We start from the raw sequence: 23,130 nt of genomic DNA, 5'->3' as shown, positions 1-23,130 counted from the left end.
CAACAATACTGGACCGTCCAGTCTGCTTATGTTCAGCCGACGGGCCCGATCCTTCGATGTCTAAAAAACGTTAATGGTGCCCATGTCGGCTTCCTCCTCCAGTCTGGTGCAGTTATCCAACGTCCGCATCGACCGGAGCGGACGCACGATCCTGCGCGACGTGTCGCTGCAGGTGCCCAAGGGCAGCATCACCGCGGTGCTCGGTCCGTCCGGCAGCGGCAAGTCGACCCTGCTGGCGGCGCTGACCGGCGAACTGCGCCCGGTCGCCGGCGAGGTCACCCTGTTCGGCAAGCCGATCCCGCATGACAGCGGCGCGCTGCTGGAAATGCGCAAGAGCGTGGGCGTGCTGTTGCAGGGCAACGGCCTGCTGACCGACCTCACCGTGGCCGAGAACGTCGCCCTGCCGCTGCGTACGCACACCCGCCTGCCGACCGCCGTGCTGCGCCGGCTGGTGCAGATGAAGCTGCATGCGGTGGGCCTGCTGGCCGCCGCCGATGCCTGGCCGCGCGAGCTGTCCGGTGGCATGGCGCGCCGTGTGGCGCTGGCCCGTGCACTGGCGCTGGACCCGCCGCTGATGATCTACGACGAGCCGCTGACCGGGCTGGACCCGATCGCCTCGGGGGTGATCATGAGCCTGATCCAGCGCCTCAACCACAGCCTGGGCCTGACCAGCATCATCGTCAGCCACCACGTGCACGAGACCCTGCCGATCTGCGACCAGGTGATCGCGATCGCCAATGGCGGCATCGTGTTCCAGGGCACGCCCGAGGCACTGCAGTCCAGCCAGGACCCGCTGCTGCGGCAGTTCCTGCACGGCCAGCCCGATGGCCCGATTCCGTTCGATGCCGCGCCACGCGCGAGGGTTGCCTGATGCCGTTCGTCCAAGCCACCCGCTCGCTTGGCCGCGCCGGCCTGTTCTCGCTGACCGTGCTGCGCGGTTCGCTGCCCACGCGTGATTTCCTGGCCGAGCTGACCCGCGAGATCTACAAGATCGGCGCACGCTCGCTGCCGATCATCGCCGTCGGCGGTGCCTTCGTCGGCCTGGTGCTGACCCTGCAGGGCTACCGCACGCTGACCACCTTCGGCGCGGCCGACGCGCTGTCGACCCTGCTCGGCCTTTCGCTGTACCGCGAGCTGGCACCGGTGCTGACCGCGTTGCTGTTCATCGGCCGCGCCGGCAGTTCGATCGCCGCCGAACTGGGCCTGATGCGTGCCACCGACCAGATCAAGGCGCTGGAGCTGATGGCGATCGATCCGGTAGCCAAGGCGGTGGCGCCGCGCTTCTGGGCGGCGGTGCTGACTGTGCCGTTGCTGACCGGCATCTTCTGTTCGCTGGCGATCAGCGCCAGCTACTTCGAAGCCGTGCACGTGCTGGGCCTGGACAACGGCGTGTTCTGGTCGGCGCTGCGCAACAGCGTGGACTTCTGGGACGACTTCGGCGTGGCAATGCTGAAGTCGGCGATCTTTGGCGGCACTGCCGCGCTGGTCGCCGCCTACGTTGGTTTCCATGCCGAGCCGACCATTGAAGGCACTTCGGTGGCGACCACCCGTGCGGTGGTCAACGCCTCGCTGCTGGTACTGATGTTCAACTTCGTGCTGTCGGCAATGTTGTTCACCTAACCCCTCCACCGGCGGTGCGCAGGCGCGCGCGGCCACCACGACTCGATCAGGTAATCCACATGGCCATCCGCGGTCCCAGACTCGAATTCTCCGTCGGCGCTTTCCTGCTGCTGGCCCTGGCCTCGCTGATGGTGCTGGCCGTGGCCTCGACCAACCAGCGCTGGAGCTGGGGCAGTGAAGGCTATGACCTGAAGGCGCGCTTCTCCCAGGTCGGCCAGCTGCGCAAGCAGGCGCCGGTGAAGATCGGCGGCGTCACCGTCGGCCAGGTCGCGTCGATCGATCTGGACCCGGTGAAGTTCGAATCGATCGTGACCCTGCGCATGGACAGCAAGGTCAAGGACCTGCCGGCGGACACCTCGGCCGGCATCTTCACCAGTGGTTTGCTCGGCGAGAGCTATATCGGTCTGCAGCCGGGCGGTGATCCGGACGTGCTGAAGGCCGGCGACGAGATCGTCTTCACCCAGCCGGCAGTGGACCTGATCCAGCTGGTCGGCAAGTACATGTTCAGTGGCGGCGCCGGTGGCGGCGCTGCTCAGAAGCCCAACGATGGCGCGCAGGCGCCTGCAACGGAACCGCAACCATGAAGATGAAACTGATCCCGGCCCTGCTCGCCTCGGCGCTGCTGGCAGCCACCCCGTTCCTGGCCCAGGCCCAGGCCGCCGCGCCTGCCGCTGCCGCAACGCAGAGCCAGGCCGGCAAGGTGGTGATCGATGCCAGCAGCCGCATCCTGTCCACGCTGCAGCAGCGCAAGAGCGAGTTCACCAGCAACCCGGCCAGCCTGCGCAGCTACATTGACAGCGAGCTGACCCGCACCTTCGACCGCGACTACGCCGCGCGCCTGGTGCTGGGCCCGCACGCCCGCGGCGCCTCCGACGCCGACATCAAGCTGTTTGCCGATGCCATGGCCGACAGCCTGATGCAGCGCTACGGCTCGACCCTGCTCAACATCCAGGGCAAGCCGAGCTTCCGCCTGAAGGGTGAAAGCCCGCTGCCGGGCAATCGTGGCGTGCGCGTGAGCACCGAACTGGTGCGTGCCGGCAACGAGCCGACCCCGGTCGAGTACTGGATGCGCAACGTGAATGGCCAGTGGAAGATCTTCGACGTCAACATCGAAGGCATTTCCTACGTGCAGACCTTCCGCAACCAGTTCGATACCCCGCTGCGCCAGAAGGGCATCAAGCAGGTGGCCAACGAACTGCACAGCGGCAGCATGCAGGCCGGGCCCGCGGGCAATGGCAAGTAACGCACTGGCGCTGCTGGAAGGCGACACCCTGCGCCTGCGCGGGGTGCTCGACCGTGCCGCGGTGATCGCGCTGTGGCCGCAGCTGCAGGCCCTGCCGGCGAAGCTGTCACGGCTGGAGCTGGGTGAGGTCGAACGCGTGGACAGCGCCGGCCTGGCGCTGCTGGCCGAACTTGCCGCACGCGCGCGCAAGAGCGGTCACCCGCTGGCAGTCTCCGGCGCGCCGGCCGGCTACAACGAGCTGAGCGCAGCCTACCGGCTGTCGCCCGACCTGGATTTCAACGCTACTTCTGCTGCGAGCTGACATGAACGTCGTACGCACTTTCCCCCTGATCGTCCTGGCCACCGCCCTGACCGCCTGCGCCGGCAAGCCCGCACGCAGCGATGCGCCGGCGGCCAGCACCGTGGTCCCGGCCAGTACCATCGCCGAGGCCTCCGCCCCCACCGCCGATGCCGCTGCGGTCGATGCCGCACCGGCCGCAGCCGTGGTTGCCGCACCTGCGCCGGCCACGCCGCCATCGGCACCGGCCCGCAGCGCCGACACCGATGCGGCCAGGGCCGCAGCGGCGACCGCCCCCGGTGGTGATGACGACTTCGATGCCCTCTATGGTGGTGCCGGCAACACCGGCAGCGCGGCGGCCTACGATCCGTGGGAACCGTTCAACCGCAAGGTGCACACCTTCAACAACGCGGTTGACCGCGGCATCGCGCGCCCGCTGGCCACCGCCTACACCCACGTGGTGCCGCGCTTCGCCCGCACCGGCGTCAGCAACTTCTTCAGCAACCTGCGCGCACCGGTGACCATCACCAACCAGCTGCTGCAGGGCCGCGGCGCCGATGCGTGGGACAGCCTCGGCCGCTTCCTGATGAACAGCACGCTGGGTATCGGCGGCCTGTTCGATCCGGCCAGCAAGGCGATGGTACCGCGTCGCAATGAAGACTTCGGCCAGACCCTGGGTGCCTGGGGCTGGCGGCGTTCGCGCTACGTGGAACTGCCGTTCTTCGGCCCGCGTACCGTGCGTGATGTGTTCGGCCTGGCCGGTGACATTCCGCTGTCGCCGATCCGCCGTATCGAAGAGGACAAGATCCGCATCGGCCTGCAGGGCCTGCAGCTGGTCGATACCCGCGCGCAGCTGCTGGCGATCGACAACCTGCGTGACACCGCCGTGGACGAGTACTCGCTGGTACGCGATGCGTGGATGCAGCGCCGCAACTACCAGATCGAGAACGATCTGCGCAGCAAGCGCGACCGTGGCCACGACGATGCCAATTCGCCGATCCCGGTCGATGCCATGCCGATGCCGAACTGGAGCAACTGATCGCTGCAGCCCGTGCATGAAAAAACCCCGCCTCGGCGGGGTTTTTCTTTTCCGGTAGGTGCCAACCTCGGTTGGCACGCTTTCCTCAGGCCGCCAGCGCGGCCTCGATGGCTTCGCGCAGGCGCGCGTCATCGGCAGCCACGTCCGGGGCGAAGCGCGCGATGACCTTGCCGTCGCGGCCAACCAGGAACTTCTCGAAGTTCCACAGCACCGCCGGTGCTGCGTGGATCGGAATCTCCTTGCTCGCCAGGCGCTCACGCAGCGGGCCTTCGCCGATCGACTGCGGCTGGGCGGCGGTCAGCTGCTGGTACAGCGGGTGGGTGTCATCACCGGCCACACTGATCTTGGAGAACATCGGGAAACTGACGTCGTAGGTGAGCTGGCAGAACTGCTGGATCTCCGCCTCGCTGCCCGGCTCCTGGCCGAGGAAGTTGTTGGCGGGGAAGCCCAGCACTTCCAGGCCCTGCGCGTGCTTTTCCGCATACAGCGCCTGCAGGCCTTCGTACTGCGGAGTGAGGCCGCACTTGGAGGCGACGTTGACCAGCAGCAGCACCTTGCCCTGGTAGTCGGCAAGCGAGGACGGCTTGCCGTCGATGGTGGTGAGGGAAATGTCCTGGATCGGGGTGCTCACGCGGGGGCTCCGGCAACAGCGGGGAATGGCCCACCAGCATAGCGCCGCGCGCGCTCTTGTAGAGCCGAACCCACGCTCGGCTGATGCCACAGCAGCCGAGCGTGGGCTCGGCGCTACAGGCAGGATTCAATCCACGCAGATCGTGCCCTGCGCCTTGCCCTCATCAATGCGCTGGCGGCATCCGAAGTTCTGGCGCACATCGCGCTGGCAGGTCCCGGTGGCGACGCTGCCGACAGTCACCTCGCCGCCGGCCAGGCACTGGCCCATGCAGTCGCTCTTGCGGCTGCAGGCCTTGCCGGCGTCGGCGTAAGGAATCACGCACTGTTCGCGCTGCAGCCGGCCCAGCCGCTGCAGGGTGCCGCCAGCGGCCTGGCAGTCGACGTCGCGCGCTTCGCGGTACGCCTCGGCCGCTTCGGGGCTGGTGGCTGCGGCGGATGCCGCCGCTGTATCGGCAGCCGGTGGTGTGCTGCTGCAGGCGGCAAGCAGCGCGGTCAGGACTAGGCTGGTGAAGCGGCGCAGGCGCATGACGATACCTGATCGAAGCGGACAGGCCGCCAGCATACGCATCGGCGATGCAGGCGGCGTGTCAGCGTGGCTCAGGCCTCGTCGCCGTCGCCTTCACTGCCCTCGTCCTCGACGGCCGCATCACCCTCGGCCAGATCGCCGAGCAACGACTGTGCCTGTTCGGACGCCAGCGACTCCACGCCACGCAGGCGCCGTTCGATGGTGCGGGTCTTGCGGCTGGCTTCGCCGATGCTGCGACCCACCGTGGTGATCTGCTTCTCGGCCTTTTCGAGGATGCCGGCGAACTTGCCGAACTCGCTCTTCACCGCACCCAGCAGGCTCCACACCTCGCTGGAACGCTGCTCGATGGCCAGCGTGCGGAAGCCCATCTGCAGGCTGTTGAGCAGCGCGGTGACCGTGGTCGGGCCGGCCACCACCACGCGGTGCTCGCGCTGCAGCAGGTCGACCAGGCCCGGGCGCCGGATCACTTCGGCATACAGGCCCTCGGTGGGCAGGAACATCACCGCGAAGTCGGTGGTGTGCGGCGGCGCGATGTACTTGTCGCAGATCGACTTGGCCTGCACGCGCACCGCGCGTTCAAGCTGGATGCCCTGCAGGCGCACACCCTCGGCGTCTCCCTGTTCCTGCGCGTCCAGTAGGCGCTCGTAGTCCTCGCGCGGGAACTTGGAGTCGATCGGCAGCCACACCGGCGTATCGTCGCTGCTGCGGCCCGGCAGGCGCACGGCGATATCGACCATCTCGCCACTATCCGGGCGCACCTTCACCGCACGCGCGTACTGCTCCTGGGTGAGCGTCTGCTCGAGGATGTTCTCCAGCTGCACTTCACCCCAGCTGCCACGGTTCTTGACGTTGGTCAGCACGCGCTTGAGGTCGCCGACGCCGGTGGCCAGCTGCTGCATTTCGCCGAGGCCACGCTGCACCTGTTCCAGGCGCTCGGAGACCAGCTTGAAGGAATTGCCCAGCCGCGTTTCCAGCGTGGACTGCAGCTTCTCGTCCACGGTGTGGCGCATCTGCTCCAGCTTCTGCGCGTTGTCGTTCTGCAGCGCGCGCAGCTGTTCTTCCAGCGTCGTGCGCATCTCGGCGATGCGCTGCTCGTTGCGCTGGGTCAGTTCCTGCAGGCGCAGGCCAAGGCTTTCGGTCAGGCGCTGCTGCGACTGCGCGCCCTCCTCGCGGCCCTTGCGTGCATCGTCCACCAGGGTCTGGCGCAGCGCGCCGAGCTGGGTATCGGTACGCCCGGTGAGCTCCTGCAGCTGCTGGCCAAACGCATGGATGCGCGCTTCCTGCTGCTGGCCGAAGGTCTCCAGCTGGCCCCGCAGTTCCTGCAGCCGCTGTCCCATCAACGCCGCGCCCCTCTGCTGGCTCTCGGCCGCTTCGGCGCGCGCCTTGCGGGCATCTTCGCCCAGCGCTTCGCGCAGCAGGTCCAGGCGCTGGTCGGTGCGGGTGGACAGATCGGTCAGCGCGCGGGCGAAGCCATCGAGCTGTTCGCGCAGTTCGCTGCGCCCGGCGCGCGCCTCCTCCCGCACCGCCTGCTCCAGGCGGTCGTGCGGCGGGCGGCGCAGCAGGGCGACCAGCTGCAGGATGAGCACGGCCAATAGAAGACCGCCAATGAGCAGATATTCGGTTTGCATGGGGCAAGTGTAGGCTGGCCGAGTCTCAGCTGCTGCGTCAGGACCATGCTCGCTCTGTACGGAAAGCCCACCTCCATCAATGTGCGCAAGGTGCTGTGGCTGTGCGCCGGTCTGGACTTGCCCCTGCACCACGAACCGGCCCCCCCGCCGGACCTGCTGGCCGCGCTGAACCCCAACCGGCAGGTGCCGGTGCTGCGCGATGGCGACTTCGTGCTGTGGGAATCCAACAGCATCTGCCGCTACCTGGCCGCACGCGCCGGTCGCGAGGATCTGCTGCCACCTGCAGCGAAGGACCGGGCCCGGGTGGAGCAGTGGATGGACTGGCAGGCCAGCGACCTCAACAGCGCCTGGCGCCACGTGTTCATGGCGCGCGTACGCCAGCATCCGGACTACCCGGACGATGCCCGCGCCGAGGCCAGCCTGGCGCAGTGGAACCGGCTGATGGGTGTGCTTGAAGCCCAGCTGGCCGCCACCGATGCCTACGTGGCAGGCAGCACCTTCACCCTTGCAGATATCGTGCTGGGGCTGTCGACCCAACGCTGGCGCAGCACGCCGGGCAGCAAGCCCGCGCTGCCCCACCTCGTCGCATGGTTCGAGCGCCTGCGAGAGCAGCCCGGTTTCGCCGAACACGTCGACAACGGCGTGGCGTGAGCCGTGGTTCCCGCAGCTGTTGGTAGGTGTCGCCCCTGGTCGACACGGCTGATCCACGCCATGCGTGGATGAAGCTCCGTAGAGCCGAGCCTATGCTCGGCTGACGCCCACGCGCGAACGGCAGCCGAGCGTGGGCCCGGCTCTACAGACAGCGTCTGCTCCTACCAGCCTTCCAGCACGATCTTGCCCTTGGCGCGATGGCTCTCCAGCAGCGCATGGGCACGGCGCAGGTTGGCTGCGTCGATGCGTCCGAAATGCTCGCCCAGGGTGGTCTGCAGCACGCCCGTGTCGATCAGCTCGGCCACCCGGTTCAACAGATCGTGCTGGCGCTGCATGTCGGCGGTGCGGTACAGCGGCCGGGTGAACATCGATTCCCAGTGCAGTGACAGCGCCTTGCGCTTGAGCGCCATCACATCCACCTGGCCCGGGTCATCGATCAGGCCGAGCTGGCCCTGCGGCGCCAGCAGCTCCACGATCTGCGCGTAGTGCTGGTCGGAGTGGGTCAGGCTGGCCACGTGCTGCACCTCGCTGATGCCGAGCCGTGCCAGGCCCTCGGCCAGCGGCAGGCTGTGGTCGATCACGTGGTGCGCGCCCATCGCGTAGACCCAGTCCTGGGTATCCGGACGCGAAGCGGTGCCGATCACGGTCAGCTTGGTCAGCTTCCGCGCCAGCTGCACCAGGATCGAACCGACACCACCGGCAGCACCGATCACCAGCAGGGCCTGGCCCTCGCCACCGCCCTCGGGAATACGCAGACGGTCGAACAGCAGCTCCCAGGCAGTGATTGCTGTCAGTGGCAACGCGGCGGCGGCCGCATCGTCGAGACTGGCCGGCTTGCGGCCGACGCTGCGCTCGTCCACCAGCTGGTACTCGGCATTGCTGCCCGGGCGGTCGATGACGCCGGCGTAGTAGACCGCGTCGCCGGGCTGGAACAGGGTCACCTCGCTTCCCACCGCATCGACGATGCCGACCGCATCCCAGCCCAGCACGCGCGGGCCGTCGGTGGCCACGCCACGGCGGACCTTGGTGTCGACCGGGTTCACCGCCACCGCGCGCACCGCCACGCGCAGGTCACGCGGGCCGGGCTGCGGCAGCTCCAGTTCGATGTCGATCAGGGCCTGGGCATCATCGATCGGCAGGCCGGCTTGGGTGTAGGCAATGGCGCGCATGGCAGCGGTCCAGTGGGGAAGGAGGCGACAGGTTGCGCCGCGCGCGCTCCCGCAGAAAGGCGCAGAATCGGGCAGCACTTTCACTCTGGCAATGAAGATGATCCGCTTCGACGATCTGCAGCTGTTCGTCCGCACTGCCGCGCTGGGCAGCTTCTCGCAGGCGGCGCGCGAGGCCGACCTGCTGCCGGGGCAGGTTGCCGCGGCAGTGGCGCGGCTGGAACGCGAGCTGGACCTGCGCCTGTTCGTGCGCACCACCCGCAGCCTGCGCCTGACCGGCGAGGGCGCGCTGTACCTGCCGTACGCGCAGGAGGTGCTGGCCACCCTGCGCGAGGGCCAGGCGCGCGTGCAGGGCGAGGACACCGAGCTGCACGGCACCCTGCAGCTGTCGGCGCCCTCGGACCTCGGCCGCAACCTGCTGCTGCCCTGGCTGAGCGCCTTCCGCGCCGCGCACCCGCGGCTGCGCCTCCACCTGCGCCTGTCCGACGAAGTGGCTGATGTGTTCCGCGACCCGGTCGACGTGGCCATCCGCATCGGCCACTTCGACGACGCCAACTACGTCGCCCTGCCCCTGCTGGAAGGCAATCGGCGCGTACTCGCGGCCTCGCCCGGCTACCTGCAGCGGCGCGGTACGCCCACGCGCCTGGACGAACTGCGTGAGCACGACTGCCTGGTCTACCAGCTCAGTGGCCGCGCCTACGATCGCTGGTCGTTCGAGGTCGACGGGCGCCGCAGCGTGATTCCGGTGCGCGGTCCGCTGGTCTGCGATGACGCCGATGTGGTGCGGCGCTGGGCCGTGGCCGGCGAAGGCATCACCTACAAATCCTGGCTGGACCTGCGCGAAGACGTGCTGGCCGGGCGCCTGCAGCTGCTGCTCGACGGCGTCGGCAGCCACATTCCACTGCATCTGGTGTGCCCACACCGCAAGCAGTTCTCGCCGGCGGTGCGGCAGCTGCACGCGCAGCTGCGCCAGCACCTGCAACCTCTGCTGTCTGGCATGCCCGAAGGTCCTGCCGGCCCCCTGTCGCCAGTCCCGGCGCTGGCCGACAATGGCGGCCCCCCGTAAGAGAGAACACTGCCATGCCGTGGATGGGCATCCAGGACCTGTGGACGTTTCTGGTCGCTGTGCTGGTGTTTCTCGCCCTGCCCGGCCCCGGCACCTTCACCCTGCTGACCGCCACCGGCCGTGGCGGCGTGCGTGGCGGCTACACCGCGCTGGCCGGCCTGCTGGTCGGCGACCAGATCCTGATGTGGCTGGCGCTGGCCGGTGTGGCCGCATTGCTGAAGGCCAACCCGCTGGTGTTCCACGCCGTGCAGTACCTGGGTGCGGCCTACCTGGTGTGGGTGGGGATCAGCCTGCTGCGCACGCCGAAGCACGAGGGTGATGACGCCGGCCCGATCCGCATGCAGCCGGGCCGCTACTTCCAGCAGGCGATCCTGGTCAGCCTGCTCAACCCGAAGGCGATCCTGTTCTACATGGCCTTCCTGCCGCTGTTCATCGACCCGAAGGCACACCAGGGCATCGCCACCTTCGCGGCACTGGCCGGCATCATCCTGGTGGTCAGCATCGCCTACTGCTCGATGCTGATCGGCGTGGGCAACCTGGCCCGTCGCCGGTTGATCCAGCATCCACGCGTCAGTGATGCATTGCGCCGCGTGGCCGGCCTGTTCCTGGTGGGCTTCGGCATCCGGTTGGGGCTGAACGGATGATCCGGTGGCTGCTGGTGGTGGGGTTCATCGGTCTGCTGGCCGACACCGCAGCGGCCAGCGCGCAGCACCATCGCTGCCTCACCGGGGGCCGCAACGACGGCATCCACCTGCTGTGGCGCTGGCTGGACGATGGCAGCGCCGACGTGCAGTACGCTGGGCAGCGCGGCCGCCTGCAGGTGCAACAGGTGTCGCAGGAAACGACGGTGCTGGACGAAGACCGCCCATACCAGTTCGACAGCGTCTGGGAAGAACGCATCGGTGGCCGCCTCAATGGGCGCTACTACCTGAGCACCCAGGGCGCGCACGTCTACGGTTTCAGCTACGAGCGCGCCCGCGACGGGCGACGTACCGAGTTCAACGAGGACGTCGAGGCGTGGCACGAGGATGGCTGCCATTGGCCGGGAGGCGTAGCGGCGCGCGTGGTCGATTGAAGCATGCCAACCAAGGTTGGCATCTACCGGTCCTGCATCTCCGCGCGCAGGTGATCGATGAACACCCGCAGCTTGGGCGCCATCTGCTCGCGCGCGGGGTAGTACAGGTGGAACCCGGGGAACGGCGGCTGCCAGTCCTGCAACACACTCTGCAGTCGCCCAGCGGCGATGTCGTCGGCCATCAGCGAAGCGAAGCCTTGGGCCATGCCCAGCCCCGCCAGCACAGCGTGATGGGCGACACCGGCATCGTTGAACACCAGCCGCCCGCTCACTTCCACGTCCAGGTCGTGGCCTTCGCGGCTGAACTCCCAGGGCATCAGCCGGCCATTGGCCAGGCGGTGCACGATGCAGGCGTGGCGCTGCAGGTCATGCGGGGTCTGCGGCACGCCATGGCGTTCGAAATAGGCCGGCGTGGCCACCACCACCTGGCGCTCAGGTGGCCCGACCGGCACCGCGATCATGCCCTGTGCGAGTGATTCGCCGAGGCGGATGCCGGCGTCGAAGCCCTCGGCCACCAGATCGGTCAGCGCCGGGTCGACGCACAGTTCCACCTGCACCTGCGGGTAGCGCGCAAGGAAATCGGGCAGCCGCGGCAGGACCATGCGATCGGCGACGATGCGCGGCAGGGTCACACGCAGCCGCCCGGCAGGCACCGAGCGCGCGCTGTCCAGTTCGGCAAAGGCCTGGTCGATCTGATCCAGGCCGCCGCGCACGCGCTGCAGGAAGCGCGCGCCGTGTTCGGTCAGGCTGACCCGCCGTGTGGTCCGCTGCAGCAGGCGCACGCCCATCCGCGCTTCCAGCGCGCGCACGCTCTGTGACAGCGCCGAGGTCGACACGCCCAGGGCATCGGCGGCGCGGGTAAAGCTGGCGTGCTCGGCCACGTGGACGAAGGCGACCACAGCGGTGAGGGGGACGGAGGCATCCATTGTGAAGCCAGTCTTCAAGGTAAGTCCGGTGGCACGCAGTTTATCCACATGATGACGTGGAGGATGCTGTGCCCCTCGTCACTGCCCATCCAGGCGTGGCGCCTTCCCCAAGGAGATCCGCATGAAGACCCGTACTCTCGGCCGCGCCGGCCCCACCGTGTCCACCCTCGGCCTGGGCTGCATGGGCATGAGCGCCTACTACGGCGGCCGCGGCAGTGACGATGACGGCATTGCCGTCATCCGGCACGCGCTGGACCGGGGCGTGACCCTGCTCGACACCGCCGATGTGTATGGCCCGCACACCAACGAGGTGCTGGTCGGCCGCGCGATTGCCGGCCACCGCAACCAGGTGTTCCTGGCCAGCAAGTTCGGTATCGGCCTGGACCCGACCGACCCGAAGGGGCGGCCGGTCAACGGCCACCCGGACTATGTGCAGGCCGCCTGCGAGGCCAGCCTGCGCCGCCTGGGCGTGGACCACATCGACCTGTACTACCAGCACCGCGTCGACCCGACCGTGCCGATTGAGGACACCGTAGGTGCGATGGCACGCCTGGTGGAACAGGGCAAGGTGCGCTGGCTGGGCCTGTCCGAGGCCTCGGCGGCCACCCTCCGCCGTGCCCATGCGGTCCACCCGATCACGGCGGTGCAGAGCGAGTACTCGCTGTGGTCGCGCGATCCGGAGCAGAACGGAGTGCTGGCCACCACGGCGGAACTGGGCATCGGCTTCGTGCCGTATTCGCCGCTGGGCCGTGGCTTCCTGACCGGCGCCATCCGCAGCCCGGACGACTTCGACGCCGACGATTACCGGCGCACCTCGCCCCGCTTCGAAGGCGAAAACTTCCAGCGCAACCTTGCACTGGTGGACACCGTACAGACGCTGGCCGCCGAGCGCGGCATCGCCGCCTCGCAGCTGGCGCTGGCCTGGGTGCTGTCGCGCGGCGAGCACATCGTGCCGATTCCGGGCACGACGCGGCGGGTACGGCTGGACGAGAACCTCGGTGCGCTGCAGGTGGAACTGGATGCGGCCACGCTGGACGCACTGGATGCGGCCTTCCCGCCGCATGCCGCGGCCGGTGAGCGCTATTCGGTCAGCGGCATGGCTAACATCCAGTCGTAGCAGCGGCCGGGACCATTGCACACCGGTGGCTGCCGCCGGATTGTGCCGATTCCGGCAGCCTGGCCGGGGCGCAGCGCGCGCCCCGCTATGCATGACCCCCGTCAGTGGTAATGCTGCGCTGCGTTCGGTCACACTCGGGAACTTGTCGTTCTTAGTCACCCCTTCCGAGGCCTGCATGTCCCTGTTCCGGCGCAAGTCCCTAGATTCCGTCACCGTCCACGAAGCCGGCAGGCGCCTGATCCCCACGCTCAGCTGGCCGCACCTGATCGCGCTGGGCATCGGCGCCATCGTCGGTACCGGCATCTATACGCTGATCGGCGTGGGTGCCAACCTGGCCGGCCCGGCCGTGCTGATCTCCTTCGCCATCGCCGGTGCGGTCTGCGCCTGTGCGGCGCTGTCCTACGCCGAGCTGTCGACGATGATGCCGGCCGCCGGCAGTGCCTACACCTACAGCTACAGCGCGCTGGGCGAGGTGTTTGCCTGGGTGGTGGGCTGGAGCCTGATCCTGGAGTACTCGCTGGTGGTGAGTACGGTGGCGGTGGGCTGGTCCGGCTACTTCGTCGGCTTCCTCGAATGGGTCCATACCCAGTTCGGCTGGAACGTGCACCTGCCGGCCTGGCTGGCGGCCGGCCCGCATGTGGAAGGCGGCATGATCAATCTGCCGGCGATCATCATCACCTGGCTGGTGGCCGGCATGCTGATGGCCGGCACCAAGGAGAGCGCGACGCTCAACGCCATCCTGGTGGTGTTCAAGCTGATCGCGCTGGCCATCTTCGTGGCCGTGGCCCTGCCTGCGTTCGACAGCGCCAACCTGCAGCCGTTCATGCCCTACGGTTTCGCCAAGTCGATGGGCCCTGATGGCGTCGAGCACGGCGTGATGGCGGCAGCGGCCATCATCTTCTTCGCCTTCTACGGCTTCGATGCGATCTCCACCGCCGCCGAGGAAACCAAGAACCCGGGCCGCGACCTGTCGATCGGCATCATCGGTTCGATGATCGGCTGCACCATCGTCTACGTGCTGGTGGCGCTGGCCGCCGTGGGTGCGATGAGCTACGCGGTGTTCGGCCACAGCGCCGAGCCGCTGGCCCTGATCATGCGCCAGCTGGGCCATCCGACCGCGGCGATGGTGATCGGCGTGATTGCGATCATCGCCCTGCCGACCGTGCTGTTGGCCTTCCTGTACGGCCAGAGCCGCATCTTCTTCGTGATGAGCCGCGATGGCCTGCTGCCGCGTCGCCTGTCCAAGGTGAACGCACGTACCGGCACGCCGGTGGCGACCACGCTGTTCACTGCGGTGGTGGTGTCGGCGCTGGCCGGTGTCGCCCGCCTGGACGAGATCGCCGCACTGGCCAACGCCGGTACCCTGGCCGCGTTCACTGCGGTAGGCATCTGCCTGGTGGTGCTGCGCCTGCGCGAGCCCAACCGCGAACGCACGTTCCGTACGCCGCTGGCCTTCGTGGTCGGCCCGCTGGCCGCGCTGGGCTGCATCTACCTGTTCATCAGCCTGCCGCATACCACCCAGCTGTACTTCCTGCTGTGGAACGTGGCCGGCCTGGTGCTGTACTTCCTGTACAGCCGTCGCCATGCGTTGATCGCGAAATAAGGGCGCCGCCGGGCATGGCCCGGCGCCCCTCTGTAGAGTCGAGCACCACTCGACTCTACGGAGCAGCGGCGTACTCCTGCGCCTGGCGCATCACCCGCAGCAGGTTGCCGCCCCAGATGCCGGCAATCTGCTTCTCGGTATAGCCCTTGCGCAGCAGCCACGCGGTGATCTTCGGCAGCTGGCTGACATCGGGCAGGTCACTCAGGCCACCGCCGCCATCCCAGTCCAGGCCAATGCCCACGTGCTCGGGGCCGACCACCTTGAGGATGTGCTCGAAGTGGGCGAAGAAATCGTCCAGGCTGGCATGGCGCACTGGATGCTCGTGGTCCAGCGCCTGCTCGGCCTTCAGCAGGGCAACGCCCTGCTCGATGCCCATGCCTTCCCAGCCACCCAGCTGTTTGCTCAGCGCTTCCTCGGCCTGCTTGCGCTCGGGCGTCTTTGCGGTGTCGATCAGGTAACCGCCATAGGCATTCACCTGGATCACGCCGCCGGCCTTGGCCAGCTTGCGCAGGCGCGCGTCGTCGAGATTGCGCGGGTGGTCGTAGACCGCCTTGGCCGAGCTGTGCGACAGCACGAACGGTACCGGCATCATTGCCAGCAGGTCATCGAACACCGCGTCCGACGCATGTGACTGGTCGATCACGATGCCCAGCTTCACCGCCTGCCGCACCAGCTCCTTGCCGGCCGGGCTAAGTCCTTTCCATTCCGCGCCCTTGGGGTCGGTGGCCGAATCGGCGAACTCGTTGTTGGCGAAATGCACGGTGCTGAGCAGGCGCAGGCCGGCGCGGTGGTAGAACGAGAGCAGGCTGGAATCGGCAACCAGCGGGCTGGCATTTTCCATGCTGATGTAGACCACGCGCTTGCCGGCAGCCTTGATCCGCGCCGCGTCATCGGCGGTCAATGCCAGCGCGAAACGCTCGGGATTGGCGGCCAGCATTTCGCGGATCTCCAGCAGCCGCTGCAGGCCGTGGTCACGCTCGGCCAGATGGGCGGCGGCGGTGCGGTCGCCCTGGTCGGTGTAGATCGCCCAGAAACCGCCGTCCAGCGCGCCTTCGACCATGCGCGGGTAGTCCACCTGCGAGAGCGCGTTGCGGTCGTGGCGCTGCTCGATGTCGAAGCCGCTGCGGCCGAAATTGGCCGGCGTATCCAGATGGCTGTCGAGGGTGACCAGGCGCTGCTGCAGGGCCTTGGCGCGGGCCAGTTCCTGTGCGCTGAACTCGATGGCATGAGCCGACAGCGGCGCGCAGAGCGCCAGGGCAAGCACGACGGACAGGTGGCGCAACGATGGCATGGGCTCTCACCGGCAATGGGAAGAGCCCGACCATAGCGCTGCGGCCGCGCATTGGGTAGCGCCGGGCCACGCCCGGCGGATCTTGAGGCTGTCAGGCAGATCAGCCGAGCATGGGCTCGGCTCTACAGCGTCCCGCGGTCAATCCACCACGCGGCAGAACACAGCCTTCAGGTAGCGCGATTCCTGCACGTGGGCCATGAACGGATGGTCCGGACCCGCACCAGCGACCTTCAGGATCTGGATCGTGCGGCCAGAGAAGTAGGCCGCGCGGCGCAGCATGTCGAGGAACTGGTCCTCGGCCACCAGGCCGGTGCACGAGAACGTGGCGAACAGGCCGCCCGGCTTCACCACGCCCAGCGCCAGCTTGTTCATGTCCAGGTACTTCTTCAGCGCGGTGATGACCTGGTCGCGGTCGCGGGTCATCTTCGCCGGGTCCAGGATCACCACGTCGTACTGCTCGCCGCGGTTGGCGGCATCGCGCAGCCACGGGAAGATGTCGGACTGGACGAACTTCGGGCGCACGTTGTTCAGGCGCGAATTGCCCTTGGCGATCTGGATGACGTCTTCATCGATGTCGATGCCGACCACTTCCGAAGCGCCACGCGCCGCCGCATACACGGCGAAACCGCCGGTGTTGCAGCACAGGTCCAGCACGCTCTTGCCTTCCACCTGCTGGCTCAGCCATTCGCGGTTCTCGCGCTGGTCGGCAAAGAAACCGGTCTTGTGCGCACCGGCCGGGTCGGCGCGGAACTTGATGCCGTACTCGGTGATCACCGACGCTTCGGTGGTGGTGTTGCCGTGGAAGTCGAAACTTTCCTGCTTCTGCACGTGCTCGTCGGCGAAGCTGTGGAAGCGGCAACCCGGGAACTGCTCGCGCAGGGCGTCGTAGATCCACTCGCGATGGCGGAACATGCCGGCGGCGAAGAACTCGACCACCACCAGATCGCCATAGCGATCGACCACCAGGCCGGACAGGCCGTCGCCTTCGCTGTGCACCACGCGCCAGGCATCGGAGACCGCATCGAGCTTGAGCACCTCACGGCGCAGCGACACCGCCTGGGCGATCTTGCGCGAGAACCAGCCGGCATCGACCGGCACGTTCTGATCGGTTTCGAGGATGCGCACGGCGATGCGCGAGTGCCCGTTGTAGAACCCGCGGCCAATGAACTCACCATCGATGCCGACCACGTCGACGATGGAACCGGGCTTGGGCCGGACGGTCGGCTTCTCGACCAGTTTCTGGAAGATCCACGGGTGGCTGGAACGCCACGCATTCTTGAGGCGGACAATCGGAAGGGGGGTATTCATCCACCTATTGTAAACCGGGCGCCGGGGTCAGATTCCCGTAGGGGCTCTGCCCCCGGCCGGTATGCCAACCAAGGTTGGCATCTACCAGAGCGGGGGTGCGGAGCCCGGTTGGGGACTCGACCCCAGTGCAGGGGCATTTGACGGCGGCCCGGCCAGGCCGCAGAATCGGCGTCAGAAGGGGAGTAGCTCCCAGACGTTGTCGCCGTCATTTCGAGCCCGCAGGCTCCGGTGCAACGGCAGTTCCAGCCGACTGGAACTGCGAGCGAGACCTTCGCCGTACTGGCGAAGCTCTGTCCCTGGATCCCCCTCCCGATCCTCCGTTGCAGATCCTCGCCGTCCGGCCTGGCATTCATCTTTCCAACGGACATTCCCAATGCAGACGATCGGTAACGTGTGGTTGTGGGGCGGCTTCGCAGCGGTGGTGGTCATCGCCCTGCTGGTCGACCTCGTGTTGATGCGCCATGGTGGACCGCACAAGGTCACCTTCAAGGAGGCCCTGTGGTGGTCCATCGGCTGGGTTGCGCTGGCCCTGCTGTTCAATGCGGGCCTCTGGTACTACCTGAATGAGACTGCCGGCCAGGTAGTGGCCAACAAGGTCGGCCTCGAGTTCCTGACCGGCTACCTGGTCGAAAAGGCGCTGGCGGTCGACAACATCTTTGTCTTCCTGATGATCATGAGCTACTTCGCGGTGCCGGAGGAACAGCGCCAGAAGGTGCTGATCATCGGCATCCTGGGCGCGATCGTGCTGCGTACGATCATGATCTTCGCCGGTAGTGTGCTGATCAGCCAGTTCCATTGGCTGCTCTACGTGTTCGGTGCCTTCCTGCTGTTCACCGGCTGGAAGATGTGGTTCGCCGCCGGCCAGGAGCCCGACCTGGAGACCAACCCGGCCCTGCGCTGGATGCGCAAGCACCTGCGCCTGCTGCCGGACTACGCGGGCAACGCGCTGAGCGTGAAGCGTGATGGCGTGCGCTGGTTCACCCCGCTGTTCGCGGTGCTGATCCTGATCGCGGTCACCGACGTGATCTTCGCGGTGGACAGCATCCCGGCGATCTTCGCGATCACCACCGACCCGTTCATCGTGCTCACCTCCAACGTGTTCGCGGTGCTGGGCCTGCGTGCGATGTTCTTCCTGCTGGCCGGCATGGCCGACCGCTTCCACCTGCTGCCGTATGGCCTGGCACTGGTGCTGGGCTTCATCGGCATCAAGATGATGATCATCGACCTGTTCAAGATCCCGACCCCGGTGTCGCTGGGCGTGGTGGCGGTGATCATCGCCGCCACCGTGGTGCTGAGCCTGAAGTACCCGCCGAAGGAAGGCGAAGGCCAGGCCTGAGCCCGACCCGCTGGATGGCGCGGCCGGTGGGATTGTCCCGCCGGCCGTTTCCACTCTCCCGCCGCGGTGGCCTTGGTTTCGCGCCAACCACCGCCATTGCTGAGGTATGAACAACAACGCGCCCCTGCCCGCTGGCGACGTGCCGGCCCCCCGCAATGACCGCTCGCGCATCCTGCGGGCGTTCAATGCCAGCCTGGCCGCCGTGCTGGTGCTGGTGGCCGTGTTCGCGCTGCAGGGCACGTTCGACTGGCGACCGTGGGCGGTCGCGCCGCTGGAAGCCAAGGGCCTGCTTGGCCTGATCGGCGGCCCGATGCTGCATGCCTCGGTCGAGCACATCGTCGCCAACAGCATTGCGATCCTGATCCTCGGCACGCTGGCCGGCAGCGTCTACCCGAAAGCCACCGTTCGCGCGCTGCCCCTGCTGTGGCTGGGCTCGGGCATCGGCGCGTGGATGCTTGGCAATCCGGGCAGCGTGCACCTGGGCGCCAGTGGCGTGACCCATGGCCTGATGTTCCTGCTGGCCAGCCTGGGCCTGCTGCGCCGCGATCGCGCGGCGATTGCCACCGGCCTGATCGGCATGCTGTTCTACGGCGGCATGCTGATGACCATCCTGCCGCACGCCGACGGCGTGTCCTGGCAGTCGCACATGGGCGGCGCCTTCGCCGGCATCATCGCCGCGCTGCTGTTCCGCAATGCCGACCCGCTACCGCCGCGCCCGCGCTACAGCTGGGAAGACGAGGAAGAAGACATCGAACCGCTGCCCGACGACGAGCTGGAGCCGCCGTCACCGCAGCGCGTGCCGGTGCTGTGGCAGCCGCGCGAAGGCCAGGACTACGTGGTGATCCCGTTCCGCCGGCCGGACGAGCCGCGCAGCTAGGTGACGGTAGTGCCGGCCGCTGGCCGGCAACCTCATGACCCAGTAGTGGCCGACCTTGGTCGGCGCGGTTGTTGTGTGCCAACCAAGGTTGGCATCTACCAGAGCCCGTCAGTTCGCCGCATTCCCGGCCGCACCCATCCCATCCACCGCCTGCCGGCCCAGTGCCGGGTCATCGGTGAAGAACGCATCGATGCCGGTCGCCAGGTAGGCACGCATTTCGGCGATCGATCCCTCTGCATTGCGCGCGTTGTCGGCACCCTTGCGCAGGTTGCTGGCCTGGAAGTGGTTCTCCGGGCGGAAGGTGTACGGAATCACCATCAGGCCCACCGCATGCGCATCGCGCACCAGCGTGGTCGGCGTGCCCAGTGCGCCCTTGTCATCCAGCGGAATGATCGAGCGCAGCTCCGGGCCGATGCTGTCGGCGTAGCTGGCGATATCCTTCAATCCGGCCGGCGTCATCATCTGCGCGTAGGTCAGCGTGCCACCGGCCTTGGCGATGTCGGCCGGCTGGGTGTCGCCCTTCCACAGCAGCTGCAGCAGGCGGATGTTGCTGCCACGCGGGATCTTGCCGCGCAGGTAACGCAGGTTGGCGGTCTCGAACGACTGGATGGTGACCGGGCCGACGTTGGTATAGGCGTTGCCGCGCAGCGCGGCCAGCAGCTTGTCTTCCATCGGCAGGCCGATCGACTGGAAGTAGGTCGGGTGCTTGATCTCCGGCACCAGGCCGATGCCGCGGTTGGCGCGGCCGGCCTGCTGGACCAGGAAGGCCAGGATCTCGTCCAGGCTGGCGATGCGGAACTGGCCGTCGTAGGCGGTGCTGCGCAGCTCCGGCAGGCGCTCGCGCGCGTACAGGGTCTTCAGCTCGGCCAGGGTGAAGTCTTCGGTGAACCAGCCGTCGACCTTCTGCCCGTCGATGACCTTGCTGGTGCGGCGGCTGGCGAACTCCGGATGCGAGGCGACGTCGGTGGTGCCACCGATCTCGTTCTCGTGGCGGGCCACCATCACCCCGTCCTTCGTCATCACCAGGTCCGGTTCGATGTAGTCGGCGCCATCGGCGATCGCCTGGGCGTAGGCCGCCAGGGTGTGCTCCGGCAACAGCGCGCTTGCGCCGCGATGGCCGTAGACCGACACCTTGTGCGCGGCCGGGGTGGAGGATTCAGCACTCATGGCCACCGATGGTGCCACGGCCAGCGACAACAGCAACGCACAACCCCACGACTTCACTGCGACTTCCCCAAGCGGTATGTGATGGGCGTCAGTATGCGGCGGCAATGTGACAGGTGGGGGACCTGGGATCGGATCCCCGAAGGGGCTCCGATCCCGCGTCTTCAATCGACCAAGGCGTCATGGAAATCGCGTTCGTGAACGATCATGATCCGCAGTTCTTCCTTGCGCAGTTCCACTGCGCGTTCCACCTTGCGGCCGTAGCAGGCGTAGCTCCAGCAAGGGTTTCCCTCAGCGCCAATCACCAGGTAGTCAACCTTTTTCGAAGGTGCACTGTGCACCCGCCCTCCTCGCGCCGTTACCAGCGCCTGGATATCGGCACGCGACCCTCGGGACGATGCACCCGTAAAGCAGAATCCCCTCTCCTCGAAATGGATCTCGGGAGCCACCGCACAAAGCCCGACCAGACTACCGGCGATCTGCAACGACGGATCGGTCAAGGTGCGGTCATCGCCGAGGACGACGAACTCGCTGAAGAACTGGCGAAGCAGATCTTGTTCCTGCGCATCCACCACACCATCAGCCAGTACCTTGGCTACGAGGTGTCCGATTTCGTCGTACGGCCAGCATCCCTGTAGATGGGAATGCTCATCCATCCAGTCCGAAAGACCACGCAGCTCGGCCTCTGAAATCTGGCCATCAGCGATTATTCCGCCCAGTACGGCATGAAGTCGCTGGAGATCTGCTGTGGTGGCATTGACCCGATCACTTGAGCACATCCGGTCGATCAACCATCGCAGATCCTCCGCCGCATCTTCATCCATGCGACCTTCGCCAAGTGAGCGCTCGAGCACAGGCATCAGTTCAGTGAACGGATGCTGCTGGCGCTGATGCAAATGATCTTGGATCCAGTGCGCCAAGAAGCGACGCTCATCGGCGTTGATCTCTCTGTCAATGGAGATCCCTTCGATGATGCCCGCCAGTGAGTTCAACGCACGAGTGAGCTGCGCCGGGCTTGTGAAGTGAACGTAGGAAACATGGTCCGGATGCATCCGCAATTCCTTTGCCTGAATTTCCTGCACGCTAGCTCGGTCGGCGCCGGTACTCAAGACGTACCGGACAAGACTCCGGAGTATTGGAGCTGATCACGTTATTTCACGGGGTCAGAGGCCCTTCGCGGATCTTACCCCGAGTTGCTGAGACCTAAAGCAGCCGAGCATGGGCTCGGCTCTACAGTTACTTGCCGATGCAGAAACTGGAGAAGATCCTTCCAAGCAGGTCATCGGCACTCATCTGCCCGGTGATCTCGCCCAGCGCGTCATGCGCCAGCCGTAGTTCCTCAGCAGCCAGTTCCAGGTGCTCATGCGCCAGCTCGCCATCGGCGCGCTGCGCGTGTTCCTGCGCACGCTCGATTGCATCCACATGCCGCGTGCGCGCCGAGAACTCGCCATCCACCTGCTCCCCTGCCCCGGCCGATGCGATCGAACGCAGGCGCGCGTGCAGATCCTCCAGGCCGGCACCGGTCGCAGCGGAGACGAACACGCGGTCCGGATCGTCCAGCGCCGGCAGCACATCGAGCAGATCCGATTTGTTGTGGATGTAGACCTTGTGCGGCACCGCTGCCACGGCCTCGCCCAGCGCGGCTTCACCCGCCGCCGGATCGCGCGCATCCAGCACGATCAGGGCCAGGTCGGTGCGCTCGATCTCCACATGGGCGCGGCGCATGCCTTCGCGTTCGATGGCGTCACCGCCGTCGCGCAGGCCGGCGGTGTCGACCAGGGTCAGTTCCAGGCCATCCAGGCGGATGGTCTCGCGCAGGGTGTCGCGGGTGGTGCCGGCGATGTCGGTAACGATGGCGCGTTCGCTGCCGGCCAGTGCGTTCAGCAGTGAGCTCTTGCCGGCATTCGGCGGACCGATCAGCACGGCATGCAGGCCATCGCGCAGGCGGCGGCCACGTTCGGCGTCGCGGCGCAGCAGGGCCAGGTCGCTGCGCGCCTGTTCCAGGCCACGCCGCACCTGCGCGCCGCCGAGGGTATCCAGCGGTTCGTCGGCGAAGTCGATGGCCGCTTCCACATGGATGCGCAGCAGCACCAGCTGCTCGACCACGGCGTCGATGCGGCGCGAGAACACGCCGTCCAGCGAGCGACGTGCCGCGCGCGCCGCGCGGTTGTCGCCGGCCGCGATCAGGTCGGCGATGGCTTCGGCCTGGGCCAGGTCGAGCTTGCCGTTGAGGAACGCGCGTTCGCTGAACTCGCCCGGCCGCGCCTGGCGCGCACCGAGCGCGATGCAGCGCGCGACCAGTTGCTGCAGCAGGACCGGACTGCCGTGGCCCTGCAGTTCCACCACCTCTTCGCCGGTGAAGCTGTTCGGTGCCGGGAACCACAGCACGATGCCATCGTCGATGACCTCGCCATCGGCGTCGCGCAGGCGTGCGTAGTGCGCATGGCGCGGGCGCAGTGCAGGCGCACCCAACGCGTTGGCGATGGCCGCTGCGCGCGGACCGGACAGGCGCAGCAGGCCGACACCGCCCGCGCCGGGGGCACTGGCGATGGCCACGATGGTATCGGCGCGGATTGCATCATTCATG

At 67.4% G+C, this 23,130-nt stretch carries 24 protein-coding genes; 14 read left to right on the top strand and 10 right to left on the bottom strand.

Translation table 11 applies throughout. The features are described from left to right. Window positions 1-82 precede the first annotated feature (82 nt). From AC5QAH_RS18665 to AC5QAH_RS18640, 6 genes are read left to right on the top strand one after another with little or no spacing between them, the layout of a single operon-like run. Window positions 83-871 (top strand): ABC transporter ATP-binding protein, encoded by a 789-nt coding sequence (locus tag AC5QAH_RS18665; protein ID WP_049412875.1) that lies wholly within the window; start codon window positions 83-85, stop codon window positions 869-871. After that, the gene (locus AC5QAH_RS18660) at window positions 871-1,620 is read left to right on the top strand and encodes an MlaE family lipid ABC transporter permease subunit (RefSeq protein WP_005414955.1); all 750 of its coding nucleotides are present in this window, start codon (window positions 871-873) and stop codon (window positions 1,618-1,620) included. The genes AC5QAH_RS18665 and AC5QAH_RS18660 overlap by 1 nt, the downstream gene beginning before the upstream one ends. 59 nt (window positions 1,621-1,679) lie before the next feature. Next, entirely contained in the window at window positions 1,680-2,204 is a 525-nt protein-coding gene (gene mlaD, locus AC5QAH_RS18655) for an outer membrane lipid asymmetry maintenance protein MlaD (RefSeq protein ID WP_010487482.1), read from the top strand. Continuing rightward, window positions 2,201-2,863, top strand: coding sequence for an MlaC/ttg2D family ABC transporter substrate-binding protein (locus tag AC5QAH_RS18650; protein ID WP_010487479.1), 663 nt, complete (start codon window positions 2,201-2,203; stop codon window positions 2,861-2,863). Before mlaD ends, AC5QAH_RS18650 begins: the two co-directional genes overlap by 4 nt. Then, entirely contained in the window at window positions 2,853-3,164 is a 312-nt protein-coding gene (locus AC5QAH_RS18645; protein ID WP_032128488.1) for an STAS domain-containing protein, read from the top strand. The genes AC5QAH_RS18650 and AC5QAH_RS18645 overlap by 11 nt, the downstream gene beginning before the upstream one ends. 1 nt (window position 3,165) lies before the next feature. Beyond that, a complete protein-coding gene (locus AC5QAH_RS18640; RefSeq protein WP_053443762.1) occupies window positions 3,166-4,179 on the top strand; it encodes an MlaA family lipoprotein in 1,014 nt (337 codons plus the stop codon). 85 nt (window positions 4,180-4,264) lie between these two features. Here the strand turns inward: AC5QAH_RS18640 and AC5QAH_RS18635 are convergent, their stop codons facing one another. From AC5QAH_RS18635 to AC5QAH_RS18625, 3 genes are all read right to left on the bottom strand, one after another. Further along, window positions 4,265-4,810 carry a glutathione peroxidase gene (locus AC5QAH_RS18635; protein ID WP_053443763.1) on the bottom strand — a complete coding sequence of 182 codons (546 nt, stop codon included), beginning with the start codon at window positions 4,808-4,810 and terminating at the stop codon, window positions 4,265-4,267. Window positions 4,811-4,936: 126 nt separating this feature from the next. Further along, window positions 4,937-5,335, bottom strand: coding sequence for a hypothetical protein (locus tag AC5QAH_RS18630; RefSeq protein ID WP_053443764.1), 399 nt, complete (start codon window positions 5,333-5,335; stop codon window positions 4,937-4,939). A gap of 71 nt (window positions 5,336-5,406) precedes the next feature. After that, on the bottom strand, window positions 5,407-6,963 hold the full coding sequence (locus AC5QAH_RS18625; protein ID WP_495232491.1) for a DNA recombination protein RmuC: 1,557 nt from the start codon (window positions 6,961-6,963) through the stop codon (window positions 5,407-5,409). Window positions 6,964-7,008: 45 nt separating this feature from the next. Between AC5QAH_RS18625 and AC5QAH_RS18620 the strand changes: the two genes are divergently transcribed. Further along, a complete protein-coding gene (locus AC5QAH_RS18620) occupies window positions 7,009-7,614 on the top strand; it encodes a glutathione S-transferase family protein (protein WP_010487466.1) in 606 nt (201 codons plus the stop codon). Between the two features lie 161 nt (window positions 7,615-7,775). Here AC5QAH_RS18620 and AC5QAH_RS18615 read toward each other — a convergent pair whose 3' ends face one another. Further along, on the bottom strand, window positions 7,776-8,783 hold the full coding sequence (locus AC5QAH_RS18615; RefSeq protein ID WP_049412871.1) for a zinc-binding alcohol dehydrogenase family protein: 1,008 nt from the start codon (window positions 8,781-8,783) through the stop codon (window positions 7,776-7,778). Window positions 8,784-8,874: 91 nt separating this feature from the next. Between AC5QAH_RS18615 and AC5QAH_RS18610 the strand changes: the two genes are divergently transcribed. From AC5QAH_RS18610 to AC5QAH_RS18600, 3 genes are read left to right on the top strand one after another with little or no spacing between them, the layout of a single operon-like run. Continuing rightward, window positions 8,875-9,846 carry a LysR family transcriptional regulator gene (locus tag AC5QAH_RS18610; RefSeq protein WP_049412868.1) on the top strand — a complete coding sequence of 324 codons (972 nt, stop codon included), beginning with the start codon at window positions 8,875-8,877 and terminating at the stop codon, window positions 9,844-9,846. 14 nt (window positions 9,847-9,860) lie between these two features. Continuing rightward, window positions 9,861-10,490, top strand: coding sequence for a leucine efflux protein LeuE (gene leuE / locus AC5QAH_RS18605; RefSeq protein ID WP_313208644.1), 630 nt, complete (start codon window positions 9,861-9,863; stop codon window positions 10,488-10,490). Beyond that, entirely contained in the window at window positions 10,487-10,921 is a 435-nt protein-coding gene (locus AC5QAH_RS18600) for a hypothetical protein (RefSeq protein WP_433897202.1), read from the top strand. The genes leuE and AC5QAH_RS18600 overlap by 4 nt, the downstream gene beginning before the upstream one ends. A 23-nt stretch (window positions 10,922-10,944) precedes the next feature. Here AC5QAH_RS18600 and AC5QAH_RS18595 read toward each other — a convergent pair whose 3' ends face one another. Further along, entirely contained in the window at window positions 10,945-11,847 is a 903-nt protein-coding gene (locus tag AC5QAH_RS18595; RefSeq protein WP_433897203.1) for a LysR family transcriptional regulator, read from the bottom strand. 121 nt (window positions 11,848-11,968) lie between these two features. Between AC5QAH_RS18595 and AC5QAH_RS18590 the strand changes: the two genes are divergently transcribed. Together AC5QAH_RS18590 and AC5QAH_RS18585 are read left to right on the top strand one after the other, a co-directional pair. Beyond that, window positions 11,969-12,964: an aldo/keto reductase gene (locus AC5QAH_RS18590; protein ID WP_109814690.1), complete on the top strand. Its 996-nt coding sequence runs from the start codon at window positions 11,969-11,971 to the stop codon at window positions 12,962-12,964. A gap of 175 nt (window positions 12,965-13,139) precedes the next feature. After that, on the top strand, window positions 13,140-14,567 hold the full coding sequence (locus AC5QAH_RS18585) for an amino acid permease (RefSeq protein WP_010487453.1): 1,428 nt from the start codon (window positions 13,140-13,142) through the stop codon (window positions 14,565-14,567). Between the two features lie 55 nt (window positions 14,568-14,622). Here the strand turns inward: AC5QAH_RS18585 and AC5QAH_RS18580 are convergent, their stop codons facing one another. Both AC5QAH_RS18580 and AC5QAH_RS18575 read right to left on the bottom strand, forming a co-directional pair. Further along, window positions 14,623-15,858, bottom strand: a complete 1,236-nt coding sequence (locus AC5QAH_RS18580) for a dipeptidase (protein WP_019336826.1) — start codon at window positions 15,856-15,858, stop codon at window positions 14,623-14,625. 138 nt (window positions 15,859-15,996) lie between these two features. Then, a complete protein-coding gene (locus AC5QAH_RS18575; RefSeq protein ID WP_010487449.1) occupies window positions 15,997-17,166 on the bottom strand; it encodes a class I SAM-dependent rRNA methyltransferase in 1,170 nt (389 codons plus the stop codon). 373 nt (window positions 17,167-17,539) lie between these two features. On the opposite strand from AC5QAH_RS18575, the gene AC5QAH_RS18570 reads away from it, so the two are divergent. Then, window positions 17,540-18,502 carry a TerC family protein gene (locus AC5QAH_RS18570; RefSeq protein WP_010487446.1) on the top strand — a complete coding sequence of 321 codons (963 nt, stop codon included), beginning with the start codon at window positions 17,540-17,542 and terminating at the stop codon, window positions 18,500-18,502. A 106-nt stretch (window positions 18,503-18,608) separates the two neighbouring features. Continuing rightward, window positions 18,609-19,379, top strand: coding sequence for a rhomboid family intramembrane serine protease (locus AC5QAH_RS18565; protein WP_010487444.1), 771 nt, complete (start codon window positions 18,609-18,611; stop codon window positions 19,377-19,379). Window positions 19,380-19,487: 108 nt separating this feature from the next. Here AC5QAH_RS18565 and AC5QAH_RS18560 read toward each other — a convergent pair whose 3' ends face one another. The 3 genes from AC5QAH_RS18560 to mnmE form a co-directional block, all read right to left on the bottom strand. After that, window positions 19,488-20,603: a glycerophosphodiester phosphodiesterase gene (locus tag AC5QAH_RS18560; RefSeq protein ID WP_100447235.1), complete on the bottom strand. Its 1,116-nt coding sequence runs from the start codon at window positions 20,601-20,603 to the stop codon at window positions 19,488-19,490. Window positions 20,604-20,707: 104 nt separating this feature from the next. Beyond that, entirely contained in the window at window positions 20,708-21,625 is a 918-nt protein-coding gene (locus AC5QAH_RS18555) for a BRCT domain-containing protein (protein WP_241874155.1), read from the bottom strand. A gap of 154 nt (window positions 21,626-21,779) precedes the next feature. Further along, window positions 21,780-23,129 carry a tRNA uridine-5-carboxymethylaminomethyl(34) synthesis GTPase MnmE gene (gene mnmE / locus AC5QAH_RS18550; RefSeq protein ID WP_010487439.1) on the bottom strand — a complete coding sequence of 450 codons (1,350 nt, stop codon included), beginning with the start codon at window positions 23,127-23,129 and terminating at the stop codon, window positions 21,780-21,782. Window position 23,130: the final 1 nt, after the last annotated feature.

The organism is Stenotrophomonas sp. YJH_SMC_43, from assembly GCF_059372535.1.
This window is presented reverse-complemented; position numbering and strand designations above follow the sequence as displayed.

What these genes read in the sequence shown, in the direction of transcription:
- mlaD (WP_010487482.1), top strand. Translation starts at nt 1,680, where the DNA reads ATGGCCATCCGCGGTCCCAGACTCGAATTCTCCGTCGGCGCTTTCCTG.
- AC5QAH_RS18640 (WP_053443762.1), top strand. Translation starts at nt 3,166, where the DNA reads ATGAACGTCGTACGCACTTTCCCCCTGATCGTCCTGGCCACCGCCCTG.
- AC5QAH_RS18570 (WP_010487446.1), top strand. Translation starts at nt 17,540, where the DNA reads ATGCAGACGATCGGTAACGTGTGGTTGTGGGGCGGCTTCGCAGCGGTG.
- mnmE (WP_010487439.1), bottom strand. Translation starts at nt 23,129, where the DNA reads ATGAATGATGCAATCCGCGCCGATACCATCGTGGCCATCGCCAGTGCC.
- AC5QAH_RS18630 (WP_053443764.1), bottom strand. Translation starts at nt 5,335, where the DNA reads ATGCGCCTGCGCCGCTTCACCAGCCTAGTCCTGACCGCGCTGCTTGCC.
- AC5QAH_RS18665 (WP_049412875.1), top strand. Translation starts at nt 83, where the DNA reads ATGTCGGCTTCCTCCTCCAGTCTGGTGCAGTTATCCAACGTCCGCATC.
- AC5QAH_RS18590 (WP_109814690.1), top strand. Translation starts at nt 11,969, where the DNA reads ATGAAGACCCGTACTCTCGGCCGCGCCGGCCCCACCGTGTCCACCCTC.
- AC5QAH_RS18660 (WP_005414955.1), top strand. Translation starts at nt 871, where the DNA reads ATGCCGTTCGTCCAAGCCACCCGCTCGCTTGGCCGCGCCGGCCTGTTC.
- AC5QAH_RS18585 (WP_010487453.1), top strand. Translation starts at nt 13,140, where the DNA reads ATGTCCCTGTTCCGGCGCAAGTCCCTAGATTCCGTCACCGTCCACGAA.
- leuE (WP_313208644.1), top strand. Translation starts at nt 9,861, where the DNA reads ATGCCGTGGATGGGCATCCAGGACCTGTGGACGTTTCTGGTCGCTGTG.
- AC5QAH_RS18610 (WP_049412868.1), top strand. Translation starts at nt 8,875, where the DNA reads ATGAAGATGATCCGCTTCGACGATCTGCAGCTGTTCGTCCGCACTGCC.
- AC5QAH_RS18615 (WP_049412871.1), bottom strand. Translation starts at nt 8,783, where the DNA reads ATGCGCGCCATTGCCTACACCCAAGCCGGCCTGCCGATCGATGATGCC.
- AC5QAH_RS18645 (WP_032128488.1), top strand. Translation starts at nt 2,853, where the DNA reads ATGGCAAGTAACGCACTGGCGCTGCTGGAAGGCGACACCCTGCGCCTG.
- AC5QAH_RS18575 (WP_010487449.1), bottom strand. Translation starts at nt 17,166, where the DNA reads ATGAATACCCCCCTTCCGATTGTCCGCCTCAAGAATGCGTGGCGTTCC.
- AC5QAH_RS18620 (WP_010487466.1), top strand. Translation starts at nt 7,009, where the DNA reads ATGCTCGCTCTGTACGGAAAGCCCACCTCCATCAATGTGCGCAAGGTG.
- AC5QAH_RS18580 (WP_019336826.1), bottom strand. Translation starts at nt 15,858, where the DNA reads ATGCCATCGTTGCGCCACCTGTCCGTCGTGCTTGCCCTGGCGCTCTGC.
- AC5QAH_RS18600 (WP_433897202.1), top strand. Translation starts at nt 10,487, where the DNA reads ATGATCCGGTGGCTGCTGGTGGTGGGGTTCATCGGTCTGCTGGCCGAC.
- AC5QAH_RS18595 (WP_433897203.1), bottom strand. Translation starts at nt 11,847, where the DNA reads ATGGATGCCTCCGTCCCCCTCACCGCTGTGGTCGCCTTCGTCCACGTG.
- AC5QAH_RS18625 (WP_495232491.1), bottom strand. Translation starts at nt 6,963, where the DNA reads ATGCAAACCGAATATCTGCTCATTGGCGGTCTTCTATTGGCCGTGCTC.
- AC5QAH_RS18565 (WP_010487444.1), top strand. Translation starts at nt 18,609, where the DNA reads ATGAACAACAACGCGCCCCTGCCCGCTGGCGACGTGCCGGCCCCCCGC.
- AC5QAH_RS18650 (WP_010487479.1), top strand. Translation starts at nt 2,201, where the DNA reads ATGAAGATGAAACTGATCCCGGCCCTGCTCGCCTCGGCGCTGCTGGCA.